The following is an 18113-nucleotide window of genomic DNA, read 5'->3' on the forward strand; positions in this document are numbered from 1 at the left end:
ACCGGGCGTTGCGCCTACGTTCCCTGGCGGTTCTGTGGGAGCGACGCAAGTCGCGATCGCAGCGCGCGGGATCCGCGCCGCGATTGATCGATCGCTGGATCGCGACTCGCGTCGCGCCTACGTTCCGCTCCGGGCGCTGGCGGTTCTGTGGGAGCGACGCAAGTCGCGATCGCAGCGCGCGGGATCCGCGCCGCGATTGATCGATCGCTGGATCGCGACTCGCGTCGCGCCTACGCAAACCCGCCGGAGACGAGATTCTTCGGCTGGCCAGCAACAAATTTTTCGATGACATCGACAAGCTGATCGGCCAGCGCCTGCTGCGCTTCATCCGAGGCCCAGGCGATGTGCGGGGTGAGAAGGACGTTCGGGCGGCCTGCGATGCGCATCAGCGGGCTGTCGGGCGCGGGCGGTTCGCCGTCGGTGACGTCGAAGCCGGCGCCGGAGATCAGGCCCTCGTCGAGCGCCTGCACGAGGGCGTGCTCATCCACGATGCCGCCGCGCGCGGTGTTGATCAGCAGGGGACGCCGCGCCATCGCGCGGAATTCGGGCAGGCCGACGAGGCCGCGGGTGGCCTCGGTGAGCGGACAGTGCAGGCTGATGACGTCGCTGGTCGCGAGCACCTCGTCCCAGGCCAGGTAGCTGTCGTCGCCGGGGCGTTCGCCCTTGCGCGCGGCGAACACCGGCTCCATGCCGAAGGCGCGCGCGATCGTCGCCACGCGCTGGCCGAGGTCGCCGGCGCCGACGATGCCGAGCCGGGTACCGGCGAGGTCGTGGATGGGGTGGTTGAAGAAGCAGAACTGCCCGGCGCGCTGCCATTCGCCGGCGAGCACGTCGTCGCGGTAGGGGATGAGCTGGCGGCGCAGCGCGAGCAGGAGCGCGAAGACGTGCTCGGGCACGGTGTCGCGCGCGTAGCCGCGGATGTTGCACACCGCGATCCCGCGCGCCGCGCAGGCGGCCTTGTCGACGCAGTCGGTGCCGGTGGCGGCGACCGCGACCAGGCGCAGCGCGGGCAGTTGTGCGATCGCCGCGGCGTCGAGGCGGACCTTGTTGAGGATCGCGATGGTGGCGCCGGCGAGGCGTTCGACGACCTCGGCGGGGGCGGTGCGCGCGTGTTCGGCGTAGTCGTGGGCGAAGGACGGACGGCGCAGGCGGATCTGCGGCGCGAGCGTGGCGCGGTCGAGGAAGACGATCTTTTCCATGGGGGGCTCTGTGGGGGAACGAAGCGGATCGCCGGGGCGGGCGATGGGGAGGGGGGCGGTGCGGAGAGGTGGAATCGCGACTTGCGTCGCTCCCACAGGAAGACCGCGGCGCTCCGACGGCAAGAACGCGGCGCTCGCGCAGCAGGACCGCGGCGCTCGGGGTGGCTGTGGGAGCGACGCAAGTCGCGATCAAGGCGGCAGCGCTGCGCTGGGCGCAGGCGGATCGAGGCGGGCGGGAATCGCGACTTGCGTCGCTCCCACACCCGCTCCCACACCCGCTCCTGCATCCCGCCGCGGGCGTAGCGGGTTGTGCGGGGCGCGGCGGGGGCGGTTGCATCGGCGGCGCGGTCAAGCTGCCCGCATCGTCCGCTCACTTCTCATGCACGTAGCAGCCCGGCGCGTCGTCGAGCGCGGGATAGTCTGGGGCACCGATCGCCGGCGGCGCCACGCGCGCGCCGCTGCGCGCGGCGAGCCAGTCGCTCCAGGCCGGCCACCACGAGCCTTCCTGCTCGGGCGTGCGCTCGAGCCAGTCGTCCGGCGGGACGTAGTTGCCGCCCGCGGGGCGGGTGTGCATGCGGAAGCTGCGCCGCGGGCGGCCGGGCTCGCTGACGATGCCGGCGTTGTGGCCGCCGCTGGTGAGCACGAAGCTGATCTCGGTCGGCACCAGGTAGTGCAGCTTGTACACCGAGCGCCAGGGCGCGACGTGGTCGGTGAGGGTGGCGACGCAGAACACCGGCAGCTCGATGTCGGACAGCGCCACCGGCTTGCCGCCCACCGGGTAGCGCCCCTCGCTGAGGTCGTCGTTGAGGAAGAGCCGGCGCAGGTACTGGCTGTGCATGCGCGCGGGCATGCGCGTGGCGTCGGCGTTCCAGGCCATGAGGTCGTTCATCGGCGTGCGCTCGCCCATGAGGTATTCGCCGACGACGCGCGACCACAGCAGGTCGTTGGAGCGCAGGATCTGGAACGCGCCCGCCATCTGGCCGGCGGTGAGGAAGCCGGTCTCCTCCATCTGCGCCTCGAGCAGGCTGACCTCGCTGTCGTCGATGAAGAGCGCGAGCTCGCCCGGTTCGGTGAAGTCGGTCTGCGCGGTGAACAGCGTCATCGAGCCGAGGCGCGCATCGCCGTCGCGGTCCATCGCTGCCGCGGCGATCGCCAGCAGGGTGCCGCCGAGGCAGTAGCCGGTTGCGTGCACCTTCTGCCCGGGGACGATGGCATTGATCGCGTCGAGCGCGGCGAAGAAGCCGAGCTGCAGGTAGTCGTCCATGTCGAGCTCGCGCTCCTCTGTCCCGGGGTTCTTCCACGAGATGCAGAACACGGTGTGGCCGCGCTCGACCAGGTACTTGACCAGCGAGTTGTGCGGCGAGAGGTCGAGGATGTAGTACTTCATGATCCAGGCCGGCACGATCAGCACCGGCTCGGCGTACACGTCGGCGGTGGCGGGCGCGTACTGGATGAGCTCGACGAGGCGGTTGCGCAGCACCACCTTGCCGGCGGTGACCGCGACGTCGCGGCCGACGACGAAGTCTTCGGTGCCCGCCGGGGGCGCGCCGCTGACGAGGCGCTCGAAGTCCTCGATGGCGTGGATCGTGCCGCGCGCGAGGTTCATGCCGCCGCTCGCCAGGGTCTGTCGCAGCACGACCGGGTTGGTGGGCAGGAAGTTGCCCGGCGAGAACAGGTCGAGCAGTTGGCGCGCGGCGAAGGCGACGACCTGCTCGTGATGGCGCGAGACGCCGGCCACGCCGTGGGTGGCGGCGTCCCACCATTCCTGGCCGAGCAGGAAGGACTGGTGCATCAGGTTGAAGGGCCAGGCGTGCCACTCGGGCGCCTGGAAGCGGCGGTCCTGGGCGGGCGGCTCGATGCACTCGTGCGCGGCGCTGCCCGCCGGGGCGAGGGCGAGCTGCTGCGCGTAGCGCAGCAGGCGGCGCGTCTGCACGATGGCGAGGTCGGCGAGCTCCATGCGCTTGCCTGGCGAGACCGCGAGGTGGCCGGCCCAGTCGACCGTGGCCAGCAGCAGCGCGATCGGCGACACCGAGGCGGTGGCGCGTGCGATTGCCGCATGCACCCGGCGATCGAGCGGGTTGCGCGGCGGCGGCGGGGCGAAGGGTTCGGCAAAGCTGCGGGCAGCGGAGGCTGCGGGCCGGGCGGGGGACTTTCCGGCCTGCGCGCTGGACGTGTTCGCGCTCGCAGTGTCCGACCGCGCGGCGCGTGCGGGTTTGCCGGCTGTGCCGGGGGGCGCGGTGGTCGCCGATCTGCGCCGGGCGCGCGTGGGCGCCGGAGCGACCTCGCCCGAGGGCGGCTTGGGGGCGGATGGGCTCATCGCATTCTCCTTTCGCAAGGGTTCAATTCTGCATCGTTCCGATGGTTTGGCGCAGGCGGTGGTGCGCCAGCGCCAGGAAGACCGCGCCGATCGCCGCCACCATCGTGAAGGCCGGCCACACCACGTCCAGCCCGGCGCCGCGGAAGAGGATGGACTGCGCGAGCGACACGTAGTGCGTGGTCGGCGCCAGTCCCATGATGGCCTGGATGGCCTCGGGCATGCTCTCGCGCGGAGTCACCCCGCCGGAGAGGATCTGCAGCGGCAGCAGGATCAGGATGGACATCAGCCCGAACTGCGGCATGCTGCGCGCGATCGTGCCCATGTAGATGCCGATCGAGGCGGCGGCGAAGAGGTAGAGCAGGGTGCCGGCGCCGAAGAGCAGCGCCGAACCAGCCACCGTGATGCCGAGCACACCCTTCACCATCACCTGCAGCGAGAAGGACGAGGCCAGCAGCACCACCACGCCCATCGACCAGATCTTCGACAGCATGATCTCGAGCGGGGTCACCGGCATCACCAGCAGGTGCTCGATGGTGCCGTGCTCGCGCTCGCGGATCAGTGCAGCGCCGGTGAGCAGGATGCCGAGCATGGTGACGTTGTTGATGATGGCGTTGATGGCGGCGAACCAGCTCGCCTCGAGGTTGGGGTTGAACATCGCGCGCGGCACGAGCTCGACCGGCTGCGGCGCCGGGGCGCGCATGCGCTGCACGAAGGCGCGCACCTCGTCGGCGAGGATGTTCTGGATGTAGGCCGCGCCGGTCTGCGCCTGGCCCTGGCGGGTGGCGTCGATGTTGAGCTGCAGCGCCGGGCTGCGGCCGGCGAGCACGTCGCGCTGGAAGTTCGGCGGGATGTCGAGCACGAAGGTGTGGCGGCCGGCGTCGAGGCCGCGGTCCATGTCGGCGAGGCCGACGTGCTCGGGCGGCAGGAACTGCGGTGGCTGCAGTGCGGCGACGATGCGGCCGGAGAGCTGGGAGCCGTCCTCGTCCACCACCGCGATCGCGGCGCGCGACAGGCTCTCCGGCTTGGCGCGCGCGTCGGCGTAGATCGAGGCGCTGAACATGAACACGATCAGGAAGACCATCGCGAGGTCGCGCGACAGGCTGCGGAACTCCTTGAGGCCGAGGTTCCAGGTGTTGCGCAGGTGGGTGGTGCGAGTCGCGTGGCCCGTGTGGTTCGGCGGGCCGGGCCGGCTCGGCGCGTTTGGTGCGTCTGGCGGGCCAGGCGGGCCTGGCGGGTGCCGGGGGATGGGATGGCGGACCATGGTGGCGGGTCTCACTTGGCCTGCTTCTTCAGCAGCAGCGCCGACAGCAGCGTGAGCACGGGGATCGCGAGCGCGAGCGGCACGAAGGCGCCGGCGAGGTCGGCGAAGCCGAGCGCCTTGGAGAAGGTGCCGCTGGCGATGGTGAGGAAGTGGGTGGTGGGGTAGATCGCGCCGATCCAGTAGCCGCCGCCTTCGAGCGCGCTCACCGGGTCCATCAGCCCGGAGAACTGGATCGCCGGCAGCAGGGTCCCGATCGAGGTGCCGGCGAGTGCGGCGATCTGGCTGTTGGTGAGCGTGGAGGCGAGCAGGCCCAGGCCGGTGGTGGCGGTGACGTAGAGCAGCGCACCGGTGGCGAGCGCGAGGAAGCTGCCCTTGAACGGCACCTGGAAGAGCGTGACCGCGAGCACGAAGAGCAGCGCGAAGTTGAACATCGACAGCGCGATGTAGGGCAGCTGCTTGCCGAGCAGGAACTCGAGCCGGGTCACCGGGGTGGTGTAGACGTTGAGGATGGAGCCGAGCTCCTTCTCGCGCACCACGCCGAGCGCGGTGAGCATGGCGGGGATGAAGACCAGCAGCAGCGGGATCACCTTGGGCACCATCGACACCAGGCTGAGCAGCTCGGGGTTGTAGCGGTAGCGCGGCTCGACGCTGGCGAGCGCGCGCACCGGGCCGGCGCCGGATTCGGCGATCACGTCGGCGAGGGTCTGTGCGTGCACGCCGCCGACGTAGGCGCGCGCAAGCTCGGCGCGCAGCGGCATCGAGCCGTCCAGCCACACCGCCACCTGCGGCGCGTGGCCGCGCGCGAGGTCGCGGCCGAAGCCGGGCGGGATCTCGATCGCCATCGCCAGCTTGCCGGCACGCATGCGCGCGTCGAGGTCGGCGTGGCCCTCGAGCGGCGCCTGTTCGAGGAAATAGCGCGAGCCGGCGATGCGCAGGGTGTAGCTCTGGCTGCCGACACTGCGGTCGTGGTCGAGCACCGCGTAGTGCAGGTCCTCGACGTCCATGGTGATGCCGTAGCCCATCACCAGCATCAGCACCAGGCTGCCCAGCAGCGCCAGCGTGAGCCGCACCGGATCGCGGCGCAGCTCGGTGGCCTCGCGCGCCGAGAAGCTCGCCAGGCGGGCGAGGCTGAAGCGGGCGAGGCGATCGGCGGGCCGGGATGTGGGAGCGACGCGAGTCGCGATTCCGGTGCCCGGAATCGGCGTGCTCGCTTCGGTGCCTGCAACGCGCGCCGTCGCGTCGGCATCGCCTGAATCGCGACTTGCGTCGCTCCCACGTCGCGGCTCCGGGGGTGTGATGGGTTTGTAGGAGCGACGCAAGTCGCGATCGGGCGTTGCAGCAGGCGCCGTCGCGGAGGGCGGTGCGACGCCGCTCGCCTCTTCCAGATACGAGATGAACGCGTCCTCCAGGCCCTCGCAGCCGCGCGCGGCGGCGAGGGCGGCCGGGGTGTCGCTGGCGAGGATGCGCCCCGCGTGCATCAGCGAGATGCGGTCGCAGCGCTGGGCCTCGTTCATGAAGTGGGTGGTGATGAAGATGGTCACGCCGTCCTTCCTCGACAGGTCGGCGATCAGCGCCCAGAAATGGTCGCGCGCGACTGGATCGACGCCCGAGGTGGGCTCGTCGAGGATCAGCACGTCGGGCCGGTGCAGCACCGCCACCGCGAGCTGCAGGCGCTGGCGGAGGCCGAGCGGCAGGGCGTCGGGCTGGATGTCCATCACCGGGGCGAGGTCGAAGCGGCGCGCGAGCTCGGCGATGCGGGAGGCGGCCTCGTCCGCGGGCAGGTGGAAGAGGCGCGCGTGCAGGTCGAGGTTCTGGCGCACCGAGAGTTCGCCGTAGAGCGAGAAGGACTGCGACATGTAGCCCACGCGGCGGCGCGTCTCGATGTTGGTCGCGTCCAGCCTGCGCCCGAGCAGCAGCGCCTCGCCGGCGCTCGGTTCGAGCAGGCCGGTGAGCATCTTCATGGTTGTGGACTTGCCGCAGCCGTTGGAGCCGAGGAAGCCGAAGATCTCGCCGCGGCGCACCTGCAGATTCACGTCATCCACCGCGACGAAGTCGCCGAAGCGCATCTGCAGGCCGCGCGCCTCGATGACCACCGCGCCGGTCTCGATCGGCGGGATCTCCAGCCGGCGATGTTCGCGCCGGCGCGCCTCGGGCAGCAGGGCGATGAAGGCCTCCTCCAGGGTGTCGGCGCCGCCGGCCGCGCGCAGCTCGGCGGGCGTGCCGGTGGCGAGCACGCGGCCGGCGTCCACCGCCACCAGCCAGTCGTAGCCCTCGGCCTCTTCCATGTAGGCGGTGGCGATCAGCACGCTCATGCCCGGGCGGTCGGCGCGGATGCGCGCGATGAGCTCCCAGAACTGCCGGCGCGACAGCGGATCGACGCCGGTGGTGGGCTCGTCGAGGATGAGCAGGTCGGGGTCGTGGATCAGCGCGCAACACAGACCGAGCTTCTGCTTCATGCCGCCGGAGAGCTTGTTGGCGGGGCGGTCGGCGAAGGCGGCCATGCCGGTCGCGGCGAGCAGCGTGTCGATGCGGCGCCGGCGCTCGGCTGCGGACTGGCCGAACAGGCGGCCGAAGAAGTCGATGTTCTCGAACACCGACAGGGTGGGGTAGAGGTTCTTGCCCAGGCCCTGCGGCATGTAGGCGATGCGCGGGCAGACGCGCGCGCGGTGGCGGGCGTCCGCCATGTCGCCGCCGAGCACCTCGACGGTACCGCGCTGGATCCTGCGCGCGCCGGCGACGAGGCCGAGCCAGGTGGACTTGCCCACGCCGTCGGGGCCGATGAAGCCGACCATGCAGCCGGCGGGGAGGTCGAGCGTGAGCGCGTCGGCGGCATGCGTGTCGCCGTAGCGGTGGTGGACATCGACGAGGCGGACGACCGGTGGCAGGGCGGTTGCGGCCGGTGCGGGCGATGCGCTGTCCGGTCGGGCGGAGGGTGTGTCCGAGGCGCCGGGCAAGGCGGCCCGCGTGCCGTTCGTGCCGTCCCGTCGAGTGCTCACGGCAGCCTCGGCTGCAGCGCGGGCGGCCACTCGCGCTGCGCGTCCAGGCGCAGGTGGGCCATGCCGGGCAGGCCGGTCTTGACCTGTTCGGGGTACCTGGCGAGGAGTTCGGGGTCGATGCGTGCCTTGACGCGGAAGACCATCTTCTGGCGCTCGCTCTGCGTTTCGACGGTCTTGGGCGTGAACTGGGCGACGCTGGCGACGTAGGACACCCTGGCCGGGATCACGAAGGCCTGCGCGGCGTCGAGCACGATGCGCACCTCGCTGCCGAGGGCCACGCGGCCGGCGGCCATCTCGGGCAGGAAGAAGGTCATGTAGACATCGCCGACGTCGACCAGGCTCACCACCTTGCCGCCACCGCCCACCACCTCGCCCGGCTGCACCACGCGGTACTGCACGCGGCCACTGCGCGGGGCGCGCAGCTCGCCGTCGGCGATCTCGGTCTCGAGGCGGGCGACCACCGCCTCGGCGGCGCGGATCGCGGCCTCGGCCTGCTGCACCTGGGCCTCGGCGGCGCGCACGCCGGCGCGGGCGGCGACGATGCGGGCCTCGGCGACGTGGATGCTGGCCTCGGCGGTGCGCGCACGGGCGGCATCGTCGTCGGCCTTCTGCGCGGAAGTGGCACGATCGTTCAGCAGCGCCTGCGAGCGCGCCGCGGTGCGGCGGGCGACGTCGTATTCGGCGCGGCCCTGCACCAGCACCGCCTCGGCCATGGTCACGTCGGCCTGGCGCTGGGCGACCTGGGCGCGCGCGGTCTCGCGGGCGCTGTGGGCGTTGGCGACTTCGGCACGCGCCTGCGCGAGCTGGGCCTGCAGGGACTTGACGTCCATGCGCGCGATCACGTCGTCGCGCGTGACGAAGTCGCCTTCGTTAACCAGGATCGCGTCCACCCGCCCGGGCGCCTTGGCGGCGACATCGACCTCGGTGGCCTCGATGCGGCCGTTGCCGCGCACGAAGCTGTCGTCGTCCGGAGCGGGGCGCAGGAACTGCCAGGCGCCGGCCGCGGCCAGGACGAGGACACCGGCGCCCAACCAGGCCAACCGGCCGGATCGTGTCATGTTCATGAGATTCTCCTCGGGCGGAGCTCTGCGATGTGTTCGTAGTATTTCAACACTTGTTGGATAATAGGTCAAGCTATGGGTCAAGCTGGGGTCAGGTCTTTCATTTGCTCATCTGCGGTGGGAACCGGTGCGACCTCGCCTTTCGTGCCGCCCGATTCGGGCCAGCCGGCGTGGCCGCCGGAGAGATTCGACCGGAACCGACTCGATGCATGTTGTACCATCCCGCCTCGATTCCTTCTCCTTTTCCAGCATGTCCGATCTTGCCGAACACGCCCGTACCGTGCGCGGCCGTGGCCGTCCGCGCGGTCCGGACGCGAACTACCGTGCACGCCTGCTCGACGCTGCCCTCGACGCTTTCGGGGCGCAGGGCTTCGAGGCGGCGGGGCTGCGCGCGATCGCGGCGAGCGCGGGCTGCGACGTGTCGATGGTGGCGCACTATTTCGGCTCCAAGGCCGAGCTGTGGACCGCGGTGGTGGACCGCATCGAGGCGCAGGTGCGCGCCGACCTGGCCGCCCTCGACATGCTCTCTCCCGCGGCGGGGCCGATCGAGCGGCGCGTCGTGGCCGCAGTGGAGGCGATGTTCGTGCAGGCGGTGCGCCAGCCGCAGGCGATGCGCTTCGTGATGCGCCAGATGACCGACCCGGGCGAGCGCCTGGACGAACTCGTCGCGCGCGTGGTCGAGCCGGTGCATGCCGTCTTCCTGCCGCTGTGGCAGGAAGCGATCGACGCGGGGATCTTCCGCATGCGCAGTGCGCTCGCGCTGCAGACCTTCGTGTTCGGGGCGATCTCGTACGCGGTGGCGGCGGCGCCGGTGCTGGTGCGCATGAGTGGTGGCGAGATCGACCTCGCGCGCCTGCAGCGCGAATTCATGGACGGCCTGTTCGCCCGCCTCGCGCGCGGCGAAGCCGATGCGGACGCATCCGACACCGCGGAGGAAGGACGATGAGCGCGGCGCCGCGGCACGAAGCCCGCGCGGGCGAGGCCCTGCTGGCCGGCGACGGCGTTGCCGCGGTCCTGCGCCTGCGCGGCGACTGGACGCTCGCCCACCATGCCGCGCTGCGCCGCCAGGCCGATGCGCTGCGTGGCCGCATCGACGCCGCGACGCGGGTCGAGCTGGCCGAGCTCGGTACGCTCGACACCGCGGGCGCACGCCTGCTGCACGGCTTGCTCGGCGGCGAGCGCGTCGCCGCCCTGCTCGCCGACGAGGGTGCGCTGAGCCGCGAGCGGCGCGCGCTGCTGAAGGCCGTGGCCGATGCGATCGAAGGCCGCGAGGAGCGCCCTGCCGCGGACGAGGGCTACGCGCTCGGCGACGTGCTCGCCCACATCGGCCACACCATGCTGGTGTTCTGGCGCCACGTGAGCGCGCTCACCGGCTTCATCGGCCTGATCCTGGAGACTGCGCTGCGCGTGAGCGTGCAGCCGCGGCGCTGGCGCGTGACCGCGCTGGTCGCCAACCTCGAGCGCACCGGCCTCGACGCGGTGCCGATCATCGCGCTGCTGACCTTCCTGGTCGGCGCGGTGGTCGCCTTCCTCGGCGCCACGGTGCTGCAGAACTTCGGCGCCAGCATCTTCACGGTCGACCTGGTGGCCTACTCGTTCCTGCGCGAGTTCGGCGTGCTGCTCACCGCGATCATCGTCGCCGGCCGCACGGCGAGCTCCTTCACCGCGCAGATCGGCTCGATGCGCGCCAACGAGGAGATCGACGCGATCCGCGTGCTCGGCCTCGATCCGGTCGAGCTGCTGGTGCTGCCGCGCGTGTATGCGCTGCTGGTCGCGCTGCCCATCCTGACCTTCGTGGCGATGATCGCGGGCATCGTCGGCGGCATGCTGGTGTCGGCGATGACGCTGGATATCTCGCCGGTGCTGTTCCTGTCGCGGATCGAGGACAACGTCGGGCTCATCCACTTCTGGGTCGGCATGGCCAAGGCGCCGATCTTCGCCTTCCTGATCGCGGTGATAGGCTGCCTGGAAGGCTTCCGCGTGCAGGGCAGCGCGCAGTCGGTGGGCGAGCACACCACTTCGGCCGTGGTGCAGTCGATCTTCGTGGTGATCGTGGTGGATGCGATCGCGGCGCTGTTCTGCATGGAGATGGGGTGGTGACGGCGGGGCTGGCGAGCGCCGCATCCGATCCGCGCGACAACATCGTCGAGGTGCGCGGCGTGCGCAACCAGTTCGGCTCCCAGGTGGTGCACGACCAGCTCGACCTCGACGTGCGCCGCGGCGAGATCCTCAGCGTGGTGGGCGGCTCGGGCACGGGCAAGTCGGTGCTGCTGCGCACCATCGTCGGCCTCAACCGGCCGCGCGCGGGCAGCGTGCATGTGTTCGGCGAGGACCTGCTGAGCCTGCCCGACGCGCGCCGCAAGCAGGTCGAGCGCCGCTTCGGCGTGCTGTTCCAGAAGGGCGCGCTGTTCTCGTCGCTGACCGTGGCCGAGAACGTGGCGCTGCCGTTGATCGAGCACGCCGGGATGTCGCGCCGCGAGGCGGCGGAGCTGGCGGCGCTCAAGATCGCGCTCGCCGGACTGCCGGCCCTCGCCGGCGACAAGTTTCCGTCGGATCTGTCGGGCGGCATGGTCAAGCGTGCGGCGCTGGCGCGCGCGCTCGCGCTCGACCCCGACATCCTCTTCCTCGACGAACCCACCGCCGGCCTCGACCCGATCGGCGCCGCGGCCTTCGACCAGCTCATCCTCACCCTGCGCGACGCGCTCGGGCTCACGGTGTTCATCGTCACCCACGACCTCGACACCATCTACACCATCACCGACCGCGTCGCCGTGCTGGCGCAGAAGAAGGTGCTGGTCAACGCCGGTCTGGACGAGGTCGCCGCCATCGACGACGCCTGGATCCGCGAATACTTCCACGGCCCGCGCGGCCGCGCGGCGGCCACCGCGGTGGCCGCCGCGCAGGCCGTGCCCGCTGCATCGGAGAACAACTGACATGGAAACCCGCGCCCATCATGTGCTGATCGGCCTCTTCACCGTGCTCGTCGTCGGCGCCGCGCTGATGTTCGCGCTGTGGCTGGGCAAGAGCGACGCCGACCGCCAGTTCGAGGTGTACGACATCGTCTTCCAGGAGGCGGTCTCCGGCCTGTCCAAGGGTGGCACGGTGGAGTTCAACGGCATCAAGATCGGCGACGTGGTCAGCCTGCGCCTCGATCCCGCCGATGCGCGCCGCGTCATCGCCCGCGTGCGCGTGGACAGCGCCGCGCCGGTGCGCAGCGACACCCGCGCCCGCCTGGTGCCTGCCGGCATCACCGGCTTGACCATGATCCGCCTGACCAGCGGCGAGGATCCGGCGAGCACGCCCCTGGTGTCCAAGGGCGACGAGGTGGCGCGCATCATCGCCGCGCCTTCGCCGCTGAGCCGCCTGCTCGCCGACGGCGAGGACGCGATCACCAACGTGAACGACCTGCTGGTGCAGGCGCGCGAGCTGCTCTCGGCCGACAACGTGGCCTCGTTCGGGCGCACGCTGGGCAACCTGGAGCTGGCCACCGGCGCGCTCGCCGCGCAGCGCGAGGACCTCAACGCCGCGTTGCGCGAGGTCACCCAGGCCAGCCGCGACGCCAGCACTGCGCTCGCCGAGGCTGCCCGCATGCTCGGCTCGGCCAACAGGCTGGTGGAGGTGCAGGGCACGCAGACCCTGGACAGCGCACGCGACGCGATGCGGGCCTTCGAGCGCGCGATGGGCACGGTCGACCGCCTGATCGCCGACAACCGCGCGCCGCTCGACGGCGGCATGCGCGGCCTGGCCGAGATCGGCCCCGCGGTGGCGGAGCTGCGCACCACGCTGGCTTCGCTGCGCATCATCACCCGCCAGCTCGAGAGCCGTCCCGCCGACTACCTGCTCGGCCTCGAACCGACCAAGGAGTTCACCCCGTGAGATCGTCGTCCTTCCTTCCGCGCCGCGGCGCCGGCCCCGCGCGCCCGCGTCGGGCGTTCGCCGCGGCGGCGCTGTGCGTGATCGCGCTGCTGCCGGCCTGCAGCGTGCTGCCCGAGGCCGCGCCGCTCGACGTGTATGTGCTGCCGGTGTCGACGGGCGCGCCCGGTGCTTCGGCGAACATGTCCCCGGGCAACCCCATCGCCAGCCCTGCGGCGACGTCCACTCCCGCGGGCGGCGCCCCGTCCGCCTCCGCAGCCGCCCGCGCGCTGCCGTGGTCGCTGCGCGTCGTGCGTCCGGCCGCCGGCGTGCATCTGGCCGGCCAACGCATCGTGGTGATGCCGGAGGGCAACCGGGTGAGTGTCTACCAGGGCGCGGGCTGGAGCGATCCGGCGCCCGCGCTGCTGCGCGACCGCCTGCTCGAAGCCTTCCGCGCCGACGGCCGGGTGGGTGCGTTGAGCAGCGACGAGCGCCAGCTGCATGCCGATTTCGAGCTCGACAGCGACCTGCGCGCCTTCCAGAGCGAATACCGTGGCGGCCGCCCCGAGGCGGTGCTGCGCCTCGACGCGCGCCTGGTGCACACCGCCAGCCGCCGCATCGTCGCCAGCCGGACCTTCGAGCAGCGCCAGCCCACCGCGGACCCCGCCGTGCCGGCCGTCGTCCAGGCCTTCGGCGCCGCCGCCGACCGCCTGTCGGCCGAGGTGGTGGAGTGGACCGTGCGCGAGGCTGCGGCGGTGCGCTGAGCCCGGAGCGTCGGATCGCGACTCGCGTCGCTCCCACAAGAAACCGCCGCGCCTAAGGGGCGACGGGCGCGACGCCGGTCGCGATGCGGCGCACGACGGACCGCCGAGCGGATCTCCGGCGCAGGGATCGCGGCTCGCGTCGCTCCCATGGGAGATCGATCGCTGTCACGGCCCGGGGTGGGCGTCGCGGCGACGGCGGTGCGCGGTCTTTTGTGGGAGCGACGCAAGTCGCGATCGCGGCGCTTCCGTCCGCGCCACGACTCCCGCAGGCTGCAGTCGCGACTCGCGTCGCTCCCACGAGAAACCGCCGCGCCCGGGGGCGACAGGCGCGACGCCAGTCGCGATGCGGCGCACGACGGACCGCCGAGCGGATCTCCGGCGCAGGGATCGCGGCTCGCGTCGCTCCCATGGGAGATCGATCGCTGTCACGGCCCGGGGTGGGCGTCGCGGCGACGGCGGTGCGCGGTCTTTTGTGGGAGCGACGCGAGTCGCGATCGCGGCGCTTCGGTCTGCGCCACGACTCCCGCAGGCTGCAATCGCGACTCGCGTCGCTCCCACAAGACGTCGTGGTGCATCCGGACGCGTCAAAGGGTAACGCGGCCGGAACGCAGCACAACGCGTCGCTCCCACAAGACGTCGTGGTGCATCCGGAGGCCGGCGAAGTCAGACCTCGCCGGCTTCGAGCTGGCGGCGGATCTCGAGGAGCTTCTCGCGCCGTGCCGGACTGGTCTCGGGGTAGTGCAGGTCGAGCCCCGCGAGGGTGTCGACCAGGATCTGCGAGACGATCAGGCGGGCGTTCTTCTTGTCGTCGGCCGGCACCACGTACCATGGGCAATCGGGCGTGCTGGTGGCGCGCAGGCAGTCGGCGTAGGCGGCCATGTACTTGTCCCAGTGCTTGCGCTGCTCGATGTCGCCTTCGTCGAACTTCCAGTTCTTGTCTTCCTCGTCGATGCGGGCGATCAGGCGGTCGCGCTGCTCGTCCTTCGAAAGGTGCAGGAAAATCTTGACGATGCGCGTGCCGTTGCGGTGCAGGTGGGCCTCGGCGTCGACGATGGAGCGGAAGCGTTCGCCCCAGAAGTCGCGCGCGGCCAGGGTCTCGTCGGGCAGCTGCTGGCCGCGCAGGATCTCGGGGAGCACGCGCACGATCAGCACCTCCTCGTAGTACGAGCGGTTGAAGATGCCGATGCGGCCGCGCTCGGGCAGCGCGACGTGGGTGCGCCACAGGAAGTCGTGGTCGAGCTCGGTGGGGCTCGGGTGCTTGAAGCTGAACACCTGGCAGCCCTGCGGGTTGATGCCCGACATGACGTGGCGGATGGCGCCGTCCTTGCCGGCCGCGTCCATGGCCTGGAAGATCACCAGCAGCGAGTAGCGGTCGTGGGCGTAGAGCATCTCCTGCAGCTCGGCCAGGCGCTCGGTGCCGGCGTCCAGGCGCTCCTCGTAGTCGCTCTTCGAGTCGTAGACGGCGCGGACCTTGGTCGGCCAGTCGGCGAGGTCGACCTTCTTGCCGCCCTCGACGCGAAACTCGGCGATGTCGATCGGTTTGTGCTTGCTCATCGGATGCTCCGTCTGGTTGGGGTGGGGCGAAGCGGGCGTGCGGGACATTGTCCGCCTCCTTGCGGCCGACGTCATGCGCCGGATGCGCGCGAGTCGTGGCGCGAGCGGCCCGCACCGTAGCTGCACGGGGAGGCTCGGCGCGACCACCCGCAGAGGAGCCCCGCGCGGGAGAAGTCGAACGTGGCGAAGCCGCTTGCGTCGCTCCTGCAGGCGATCGAGGATGTGTCGGTTCTGCAGGGGCGACGCAAGTCGCGATCGGCGCCTGGCGAGGCGCCCGCTCAGCCGCTCTTGCGCGCCCCGTATCGCCGCTGCAGCGCCTTCTCGGCCTCGATCACGAGGAAGACCAGCGCGCCGATCGCGAGCGGGGGCAGCCAGTATTCGAGCGCGAGCGGGGTGGTGCCGAACCAGGTGTTCATGAAGGGCAGGTAGACGAAGCCGAGCTGCAGCAGGGCCAGGATCAGCACCGAGACCTGCGCCGCCGGGTTGGTGAACAGGCGCGCGGGCGCGAGGCTGGAGGCGGTGAGGAAGCGGCTGTTGAAGAGGTACCAGGCCTGCGCGACCACCAGGGTGTTGACCGCCATCGTGCGCGCGGCCTGCAGTTCCATGCCCTGCAGGAGCGAATACTCGAATGAGACGATGGTGGCGCCGCCGATCAGCAGCGACACGAAGCCCACCCGCCACAGCATCGCGCCGTCCATGATCGGCGCGCCGGGGCGCCGCGGCGGGCGCTGCATGACGCCCGGCTCGGCGGGCTCGAAGGCGAGCGCAAGCGCCAGCGTGACCGCCACCACCATGTTCACCCACAGGATCTGCACCGGGGTCAGCGGCAGGGTGAGGCCGAGCACCACCGCGGCGAGCATCACGAAGCCCTGGGCGCCGTTGGTGGGCAGGATGAAGAGGATGGCCTTGCGCAGGTTGTCGTAGATCGTGCGACCTTCCTCGACGGCGCGCTCGATGGTGGAGAAGTTGTCGTCGGCGAGCACGATCTCGGCGGCCTCCTTGGTGGCCTCGGTGCCCTTGATGCCCATCGCCACGCCGACGTCGGCGCGCTTGAGCGCGGGGGCGTCGTTGACCCCGTCGCCGGTCATCGCCACCACCTCGCCGCGCGCCTGCAGGGCCTCGACCAGACGCAGCTTGTGCTCGGGGCTGGTGCGCGCGAAGAGGTCGCAGTCGTGGGCGATCCGCTGCAGTTCCTCGTCGCTGGCGGCCTCGATCTCGGCGCCGGTGATCACCTTCAGCGCGTCGGCCGTGCCCAGGCCCATCTCGATGCCGATTGCGCGCGCGGTGCCGGCGTGGTCGCCGGTGATCATCTTCACGCGGATGCCGGCTTCGTGGCAGGAGCGGATCGCCGCGATCGCTTCCGGGCGCGGCGGGTCGATGATGCCGATGAGGCCGAGGAAGACCATGTCCTCCTGCAGGTCCTCGATGACGAGCGCGTCCTTGCTGTCGGGAACGTCGCGCGCGGCGGCGGCGAGCACGCGCAGGCCCTCGCCGCTCAGCGCGTCGATGCGCTCCTCCCAGAAGGCACGGTCGAGCGCCACGAGCTCGCCGTCGGCGCCGAGCTCGTGGCGGCAGCGCTCGAGCAGGCGGTCGGGCGCGCCTTTCAGCAGGATGCGGCGCTGCCCGCAGGGGGCGGTGTCGAGCGTGGCCATGAACTTGTTGGCCGACTCGAAGGGGATGCTGTCGTGGCGCTGGTGCGCGCCGGCGTCGAAGCCGGCCTTGTGCGCGAGCGTGCGCAGCGCGCCCTCGGTGGGCTCGCCGGTGACCTTCCACTGGCCGTCCTCTTCGGCGACGTGGGTGTCGTTGGCGACCGCGACGACCTCGATCAGCGCGTGCAGGTGGTCGTGGTGCGCCAGGCTGGCGACCTTGCCTTCGAGGGTGATCTCGCCCTCGGGGCGGTAGCCGGTGCCGCTGACCTCGTAGAAGCCGCCGCGGGTGAGGACGTGGCGCACGGTCATCTCGTTCTTCGTCAGCGTGCCGGTCTTGTCCGAGCAGATCACCGTGACCGAGCCGAGCGCCTCGACCGCGGTGAGCTTGCGCGTGATCGCGTTGCGCCGCGCCATGCGCTGTACGCCGAGCGCGAGCGTGATGGTGAGGATGGCGGGCAGGCCTTCGGGGATGGCCGCGACCGCGAAGCCGATCGCGGCGAGGAAGACCTCGGCCAGCGGCTGCTCGTGCACCGCGAGGCCGACGCCCAGCATGAGCAGCGCCAGGCCGACGATGAGCACCGACAGGATCTTGCTGAACTGCGCCATCTGCCGGGTGAGCGGGGTCTGCAGGGGCTGCACCTCGGCGATCAGGCGGTCGATGCGGCCGAGCTCGGTGTCGGGCCCGGTGGCGACGGCCACGCCGATGCCCCGCCCGGCGGCGACCAGGGTGCCCGAATAGGCCATGCCGACGCGGTCGCCGACGCCGGCGGCGGCCTCGACCGCGGCGGTGTTCTTGTCGGCGGGTACCGACTCGCCGGTGAGCGCGGACTCCTCGATGCGCAGGTTGGTGGTCTCGATCAGGCGCACGTCGGCGGGCACGCGGTCGCCCGAGCGCAGGCGCACGATGTCGCCGGGCACCAGGCCGTCGGCGTCCACCGCGCTCCAGTGTCCGTCGCGGCAGGCCTCGGCACGCAGGGACAGCATCTTGCGGATGCCTGCAAGCGCCTCCTCGGCCTTGCCTTCCTGAATGAAGCCGATGATGGCGTTGATGACCACCACGCCGAGGATGACGCCGGTGTCGATCCAGTGGCCGAGGCTCGCCGTGATCGCGGCGGCGCCGAGCAGCACGTAGATCAGCACGTCGTTGAAATGCTTGAAGAAGCGCTTGACCACGCCGTCCCGGGGCGGCTCGGGCAGGCGGTTGGGGCCGATCTCGGCGAGACGTCGTGCGGCCTCGTCCGCAGAGAGGCCCGTCGGGCTGCTGTCCAGCGCTGCGAGGACCTCGTCGGCCGCGCGGGCGTGGGCGTTCTCGATGGGGGAAAGCTGGGCGGTTCGCGGGCTCATGTCCGTGCTCCGTGCCGGTGCGGATGCGCTGTGCGCAGGATGCCGCGCGCGCGATCGAAAGCAAGAGGCTTGTGCAAGCCTGCGGCGCGGATGTTGCGCTGCATTAATACAGACCG

The 18113-nt window shown here is 71.4% G+C and carries 12 protein-coding genes; 5 read left to right on the forward strand and 7 right to left on the reverse strand.

Annotated elements, in window-relative coordinates; translation table 11 throughout:
* Positions 1–230: 230 nt before the first annotated feature.
* The 5 genes from TMZ1T_RS05605 to TMZ1T_RS05625 all read right to left on the reverse strand — a co-directional run bounded on the left by TMZ1T_RS05605 (position 231) and on the right by TMZ1T_RS05625 (position 8837).
* Positions 231–1199, reverse strand: coding sequence for a D-2-hydroxyacid dehydrogenase (locus TMZ1T_RS05605; protein ID WP_012584889.1), 969 nt, complete (start codon positions 1197–1199; stop codon positions 231–233).
* A 370-nt stretch (positions 1200–1569) separates the two neighbouring features.
* Complete coding sequence (locus TMZ1T_RS05610; protein WP_012584890.1) at positions 1570–3516, reverse strand: PHA/PHB synthase family protein; 1947 nt, start codon at positions 3514–3516, stop codon at positions 1570–1572.
* Between the two features lie 22 nt (positions 3517–3538).
* Entirely contained in the window at positions 3539–4777 is a 1239-nt protein-coding gene (locus TMZ1T_RS05615) for an ABC transporter permease (protein WP_012584891.1), read from the reverse strand.
* 11 nt (positions 4778–4788) lie between these two features.
* Entirely contained in the window at positions 4789–7773 is a 2985-nt protein-coding gene (gene rbbA / locus TMZ1T_RS05620; protein ID WP_012584892.1) for a ribosome-associated ATPase/putative transporter RbbA, read from the reverse strand.
* The gene (locus tag TMZ1T_RS05625) at positions 7770–8837 is read right to left on the reverse strand and encodes an HlyD family secretion protein (protein ID WP_012584893.1); all 1068 of its coding nucleotides are present in this window, start codon (positions 8835–8837) and stop codon (positions 7770–7772) included. Before TMZ1T_RS05625 ends, rbbA begins: the two co-directional genes overlap by 4 nt.
* A gap of 202 nt (positions 8838–9039) precedes the next feature.
* On the opposite strand from TMZ1T_RS05625, the gene TMZ1T_RS05630 reads away from it, so the two are divergent.
* From TMZ1T_RS05630 to TMZ1T_RS05650, 5 genes are read left to right on the forward strand one after another with little or no spacing between them, the layout of a single operon-like run.
* Positions 9040–9780, forward strand: a complete 741-nt coding sequence (locus TMZ1T_RS05630) for a TetR/AcrR family transcriptional regulator (protein WP_012584894.1) — start codon at positions 9040–9042, stop codon at positions 9778–9780.
* Entirely contained in the window at positions 9777–10934 is a 1158-nt protein-coding gene (locus TMZ1T_RS05635) for an MlaE family ABC transporter permease (protein WP_012584895.1), read from the forward strand. The genes TMZ1T_RS05630 and TMZ1T_RS05635 overlap by 4 nt, the downstream gene beginning before the upstream one ends.
* Positions 10931–11767, forward strand: coding sequence for an ABC transporter ATP-binding protein (locus tag TMZ1T_RS05640; RefSeq protein ID WP_012584896.1), 837 nt, complete (start codon positions 10931–10933; stop codon positions 11765–11767). Before TMZ1T_RS05635 ends, TMZ1T_RS05640 begins: the two co-directional genes overlap by 4 nt.
* 1 nt (position 11768) lies before the next feature.
* On the forward strand, positions 11769–12710 hold the full coding sequence (locus TMZ1T_RS05645; protein ID WP_004326372.1) for an MlaD family protein: 942 nt from the start codon (positions 11769–11771) through the stop codon (positions 12708–12710).
* Positions 12707–13450, forward strand: coding sequence for an ABC-type transport auxiliary lipoprotein family protein (locus TMZ1T_RS05650; protein ID WP_012584897.1), 744 nt, complete (start codon positions 12707–12709; stop codon positions 13448–13450). The genes TMZ1T_RS05645 and TMZ1T_RS05650 overlap by 4 nt, the downstream gene beginning before the upstream one ends.
* Before the next feature lie 663 nt (positions 13451–14113).
* Here TMZ1T_RS05650 and TMZ1T_RS05655 read toward each other — a convergent pair.
* Together TMZ1T_RS05655 and TMZ1T_RS05660 are read right to left on the reverse strand one after the other, a co-directional pair.
* A complete protein-coding gene (locus tag TMZ1T_RS05655; RefSeq protein ID WP_012584898.1) occupies positions 14114–15004 on the reverse strand; it encodes an ADP-polyphosphate phosphotransferase in 891 nt (296 codons plus the stop codon).
* 278 nt (positions 15005–15282) lie between these two features.
* Positions 15283–17997, reverse strand: coding sequence for a cation-transporting P-type ATPase (locus TMZ1T_RS05660; RefSeq protein ID WP_012584899.1), 2715 nt, complete (start codon positions 17995–17997; stop codon positions 15283–15285).
* Between the last annotated feature and the right edge of the window lie 116 nt (positions 17998–18113).

The sequence above is a fragment of the Thauera aminoaromatica genome, from assembly GCF_000021765.1.
Taxonomy (GTDB): Bacteria; Pseudomonadota; Gammaproteobacteria; order Burkholderiales; family Rhodocyclaceae; genus Thauera; species Thauera aminoaromatica.

Bases quoted from the DNA above. Each gene is read 5' to 3' on its own strand.
- TMZ1T_RS05605 (WP_012584889.1), bottom strand. From the start codon at position 1,199: ATGGAAAAGATCGTCTTCCTCGACCGCGCCACGCTCGCGCCGCAGATC.
- TMZ1T_RS05610 (WP_012584890.1), bottom strand. From the start codon at position 3,516: ATGAGCCCATCCGCCCCCAAGCCGCCCTCGGGCGAGGTCGCTCCGGCG.
- TMZ1T_RS05615 (WP_012584891.1), bottom strand. From the start codon at position 4,777: ATGGTCCGCCATCCCATCCCCCGGCACCCGCCAGGCCCGCCTGGCCCG.
- TMZ1T_RS05625 (WP_012584893.1), bottom strand. From the start codon at position 8,837: ATGAACATGACACGATCCGGCCGGTTGGCCTGGTTGGGCGCCGGTGTC.
- TMZ1T_RS05630 (WP_012584894.1), top strand. From the start codon at position 9,040: ATGCATGTTGTACCATCCCGCCTCGATTCCTTCTCCTTTTCCAGCATG.
- TMZ1T_RS05635 (WP_012584895.1), top strand. From the start codon at position 9,777: ATGAGCGCGGCGCCGCGGCACGAAGCCCGCGCGGGCGAGGCCCTGCTG.
- TMZ1T_RS05645 (WP_004326372.1), top strand. From the start codon at position 11,769: ATGGAAACCCGCGCCCATCATGTGCTGATCGGCCTCTTCACCGTGCTC.
- TMZ1T_RS05655 (WP_012584898.1), bottom strand. From the start codon at position 15,004: ATGAGCAAGCACAAACCGATCGACATCGCCGAGTTTCGCGTCGAGGGC.
- TMZ1T_RS05660 (WP_012584899.1), bottom strand. From the start codon at position 17,997: ATGAGCCCGCGAACCGCCCAGCTTTCCCCCATCGAGAACGCCCACGCC.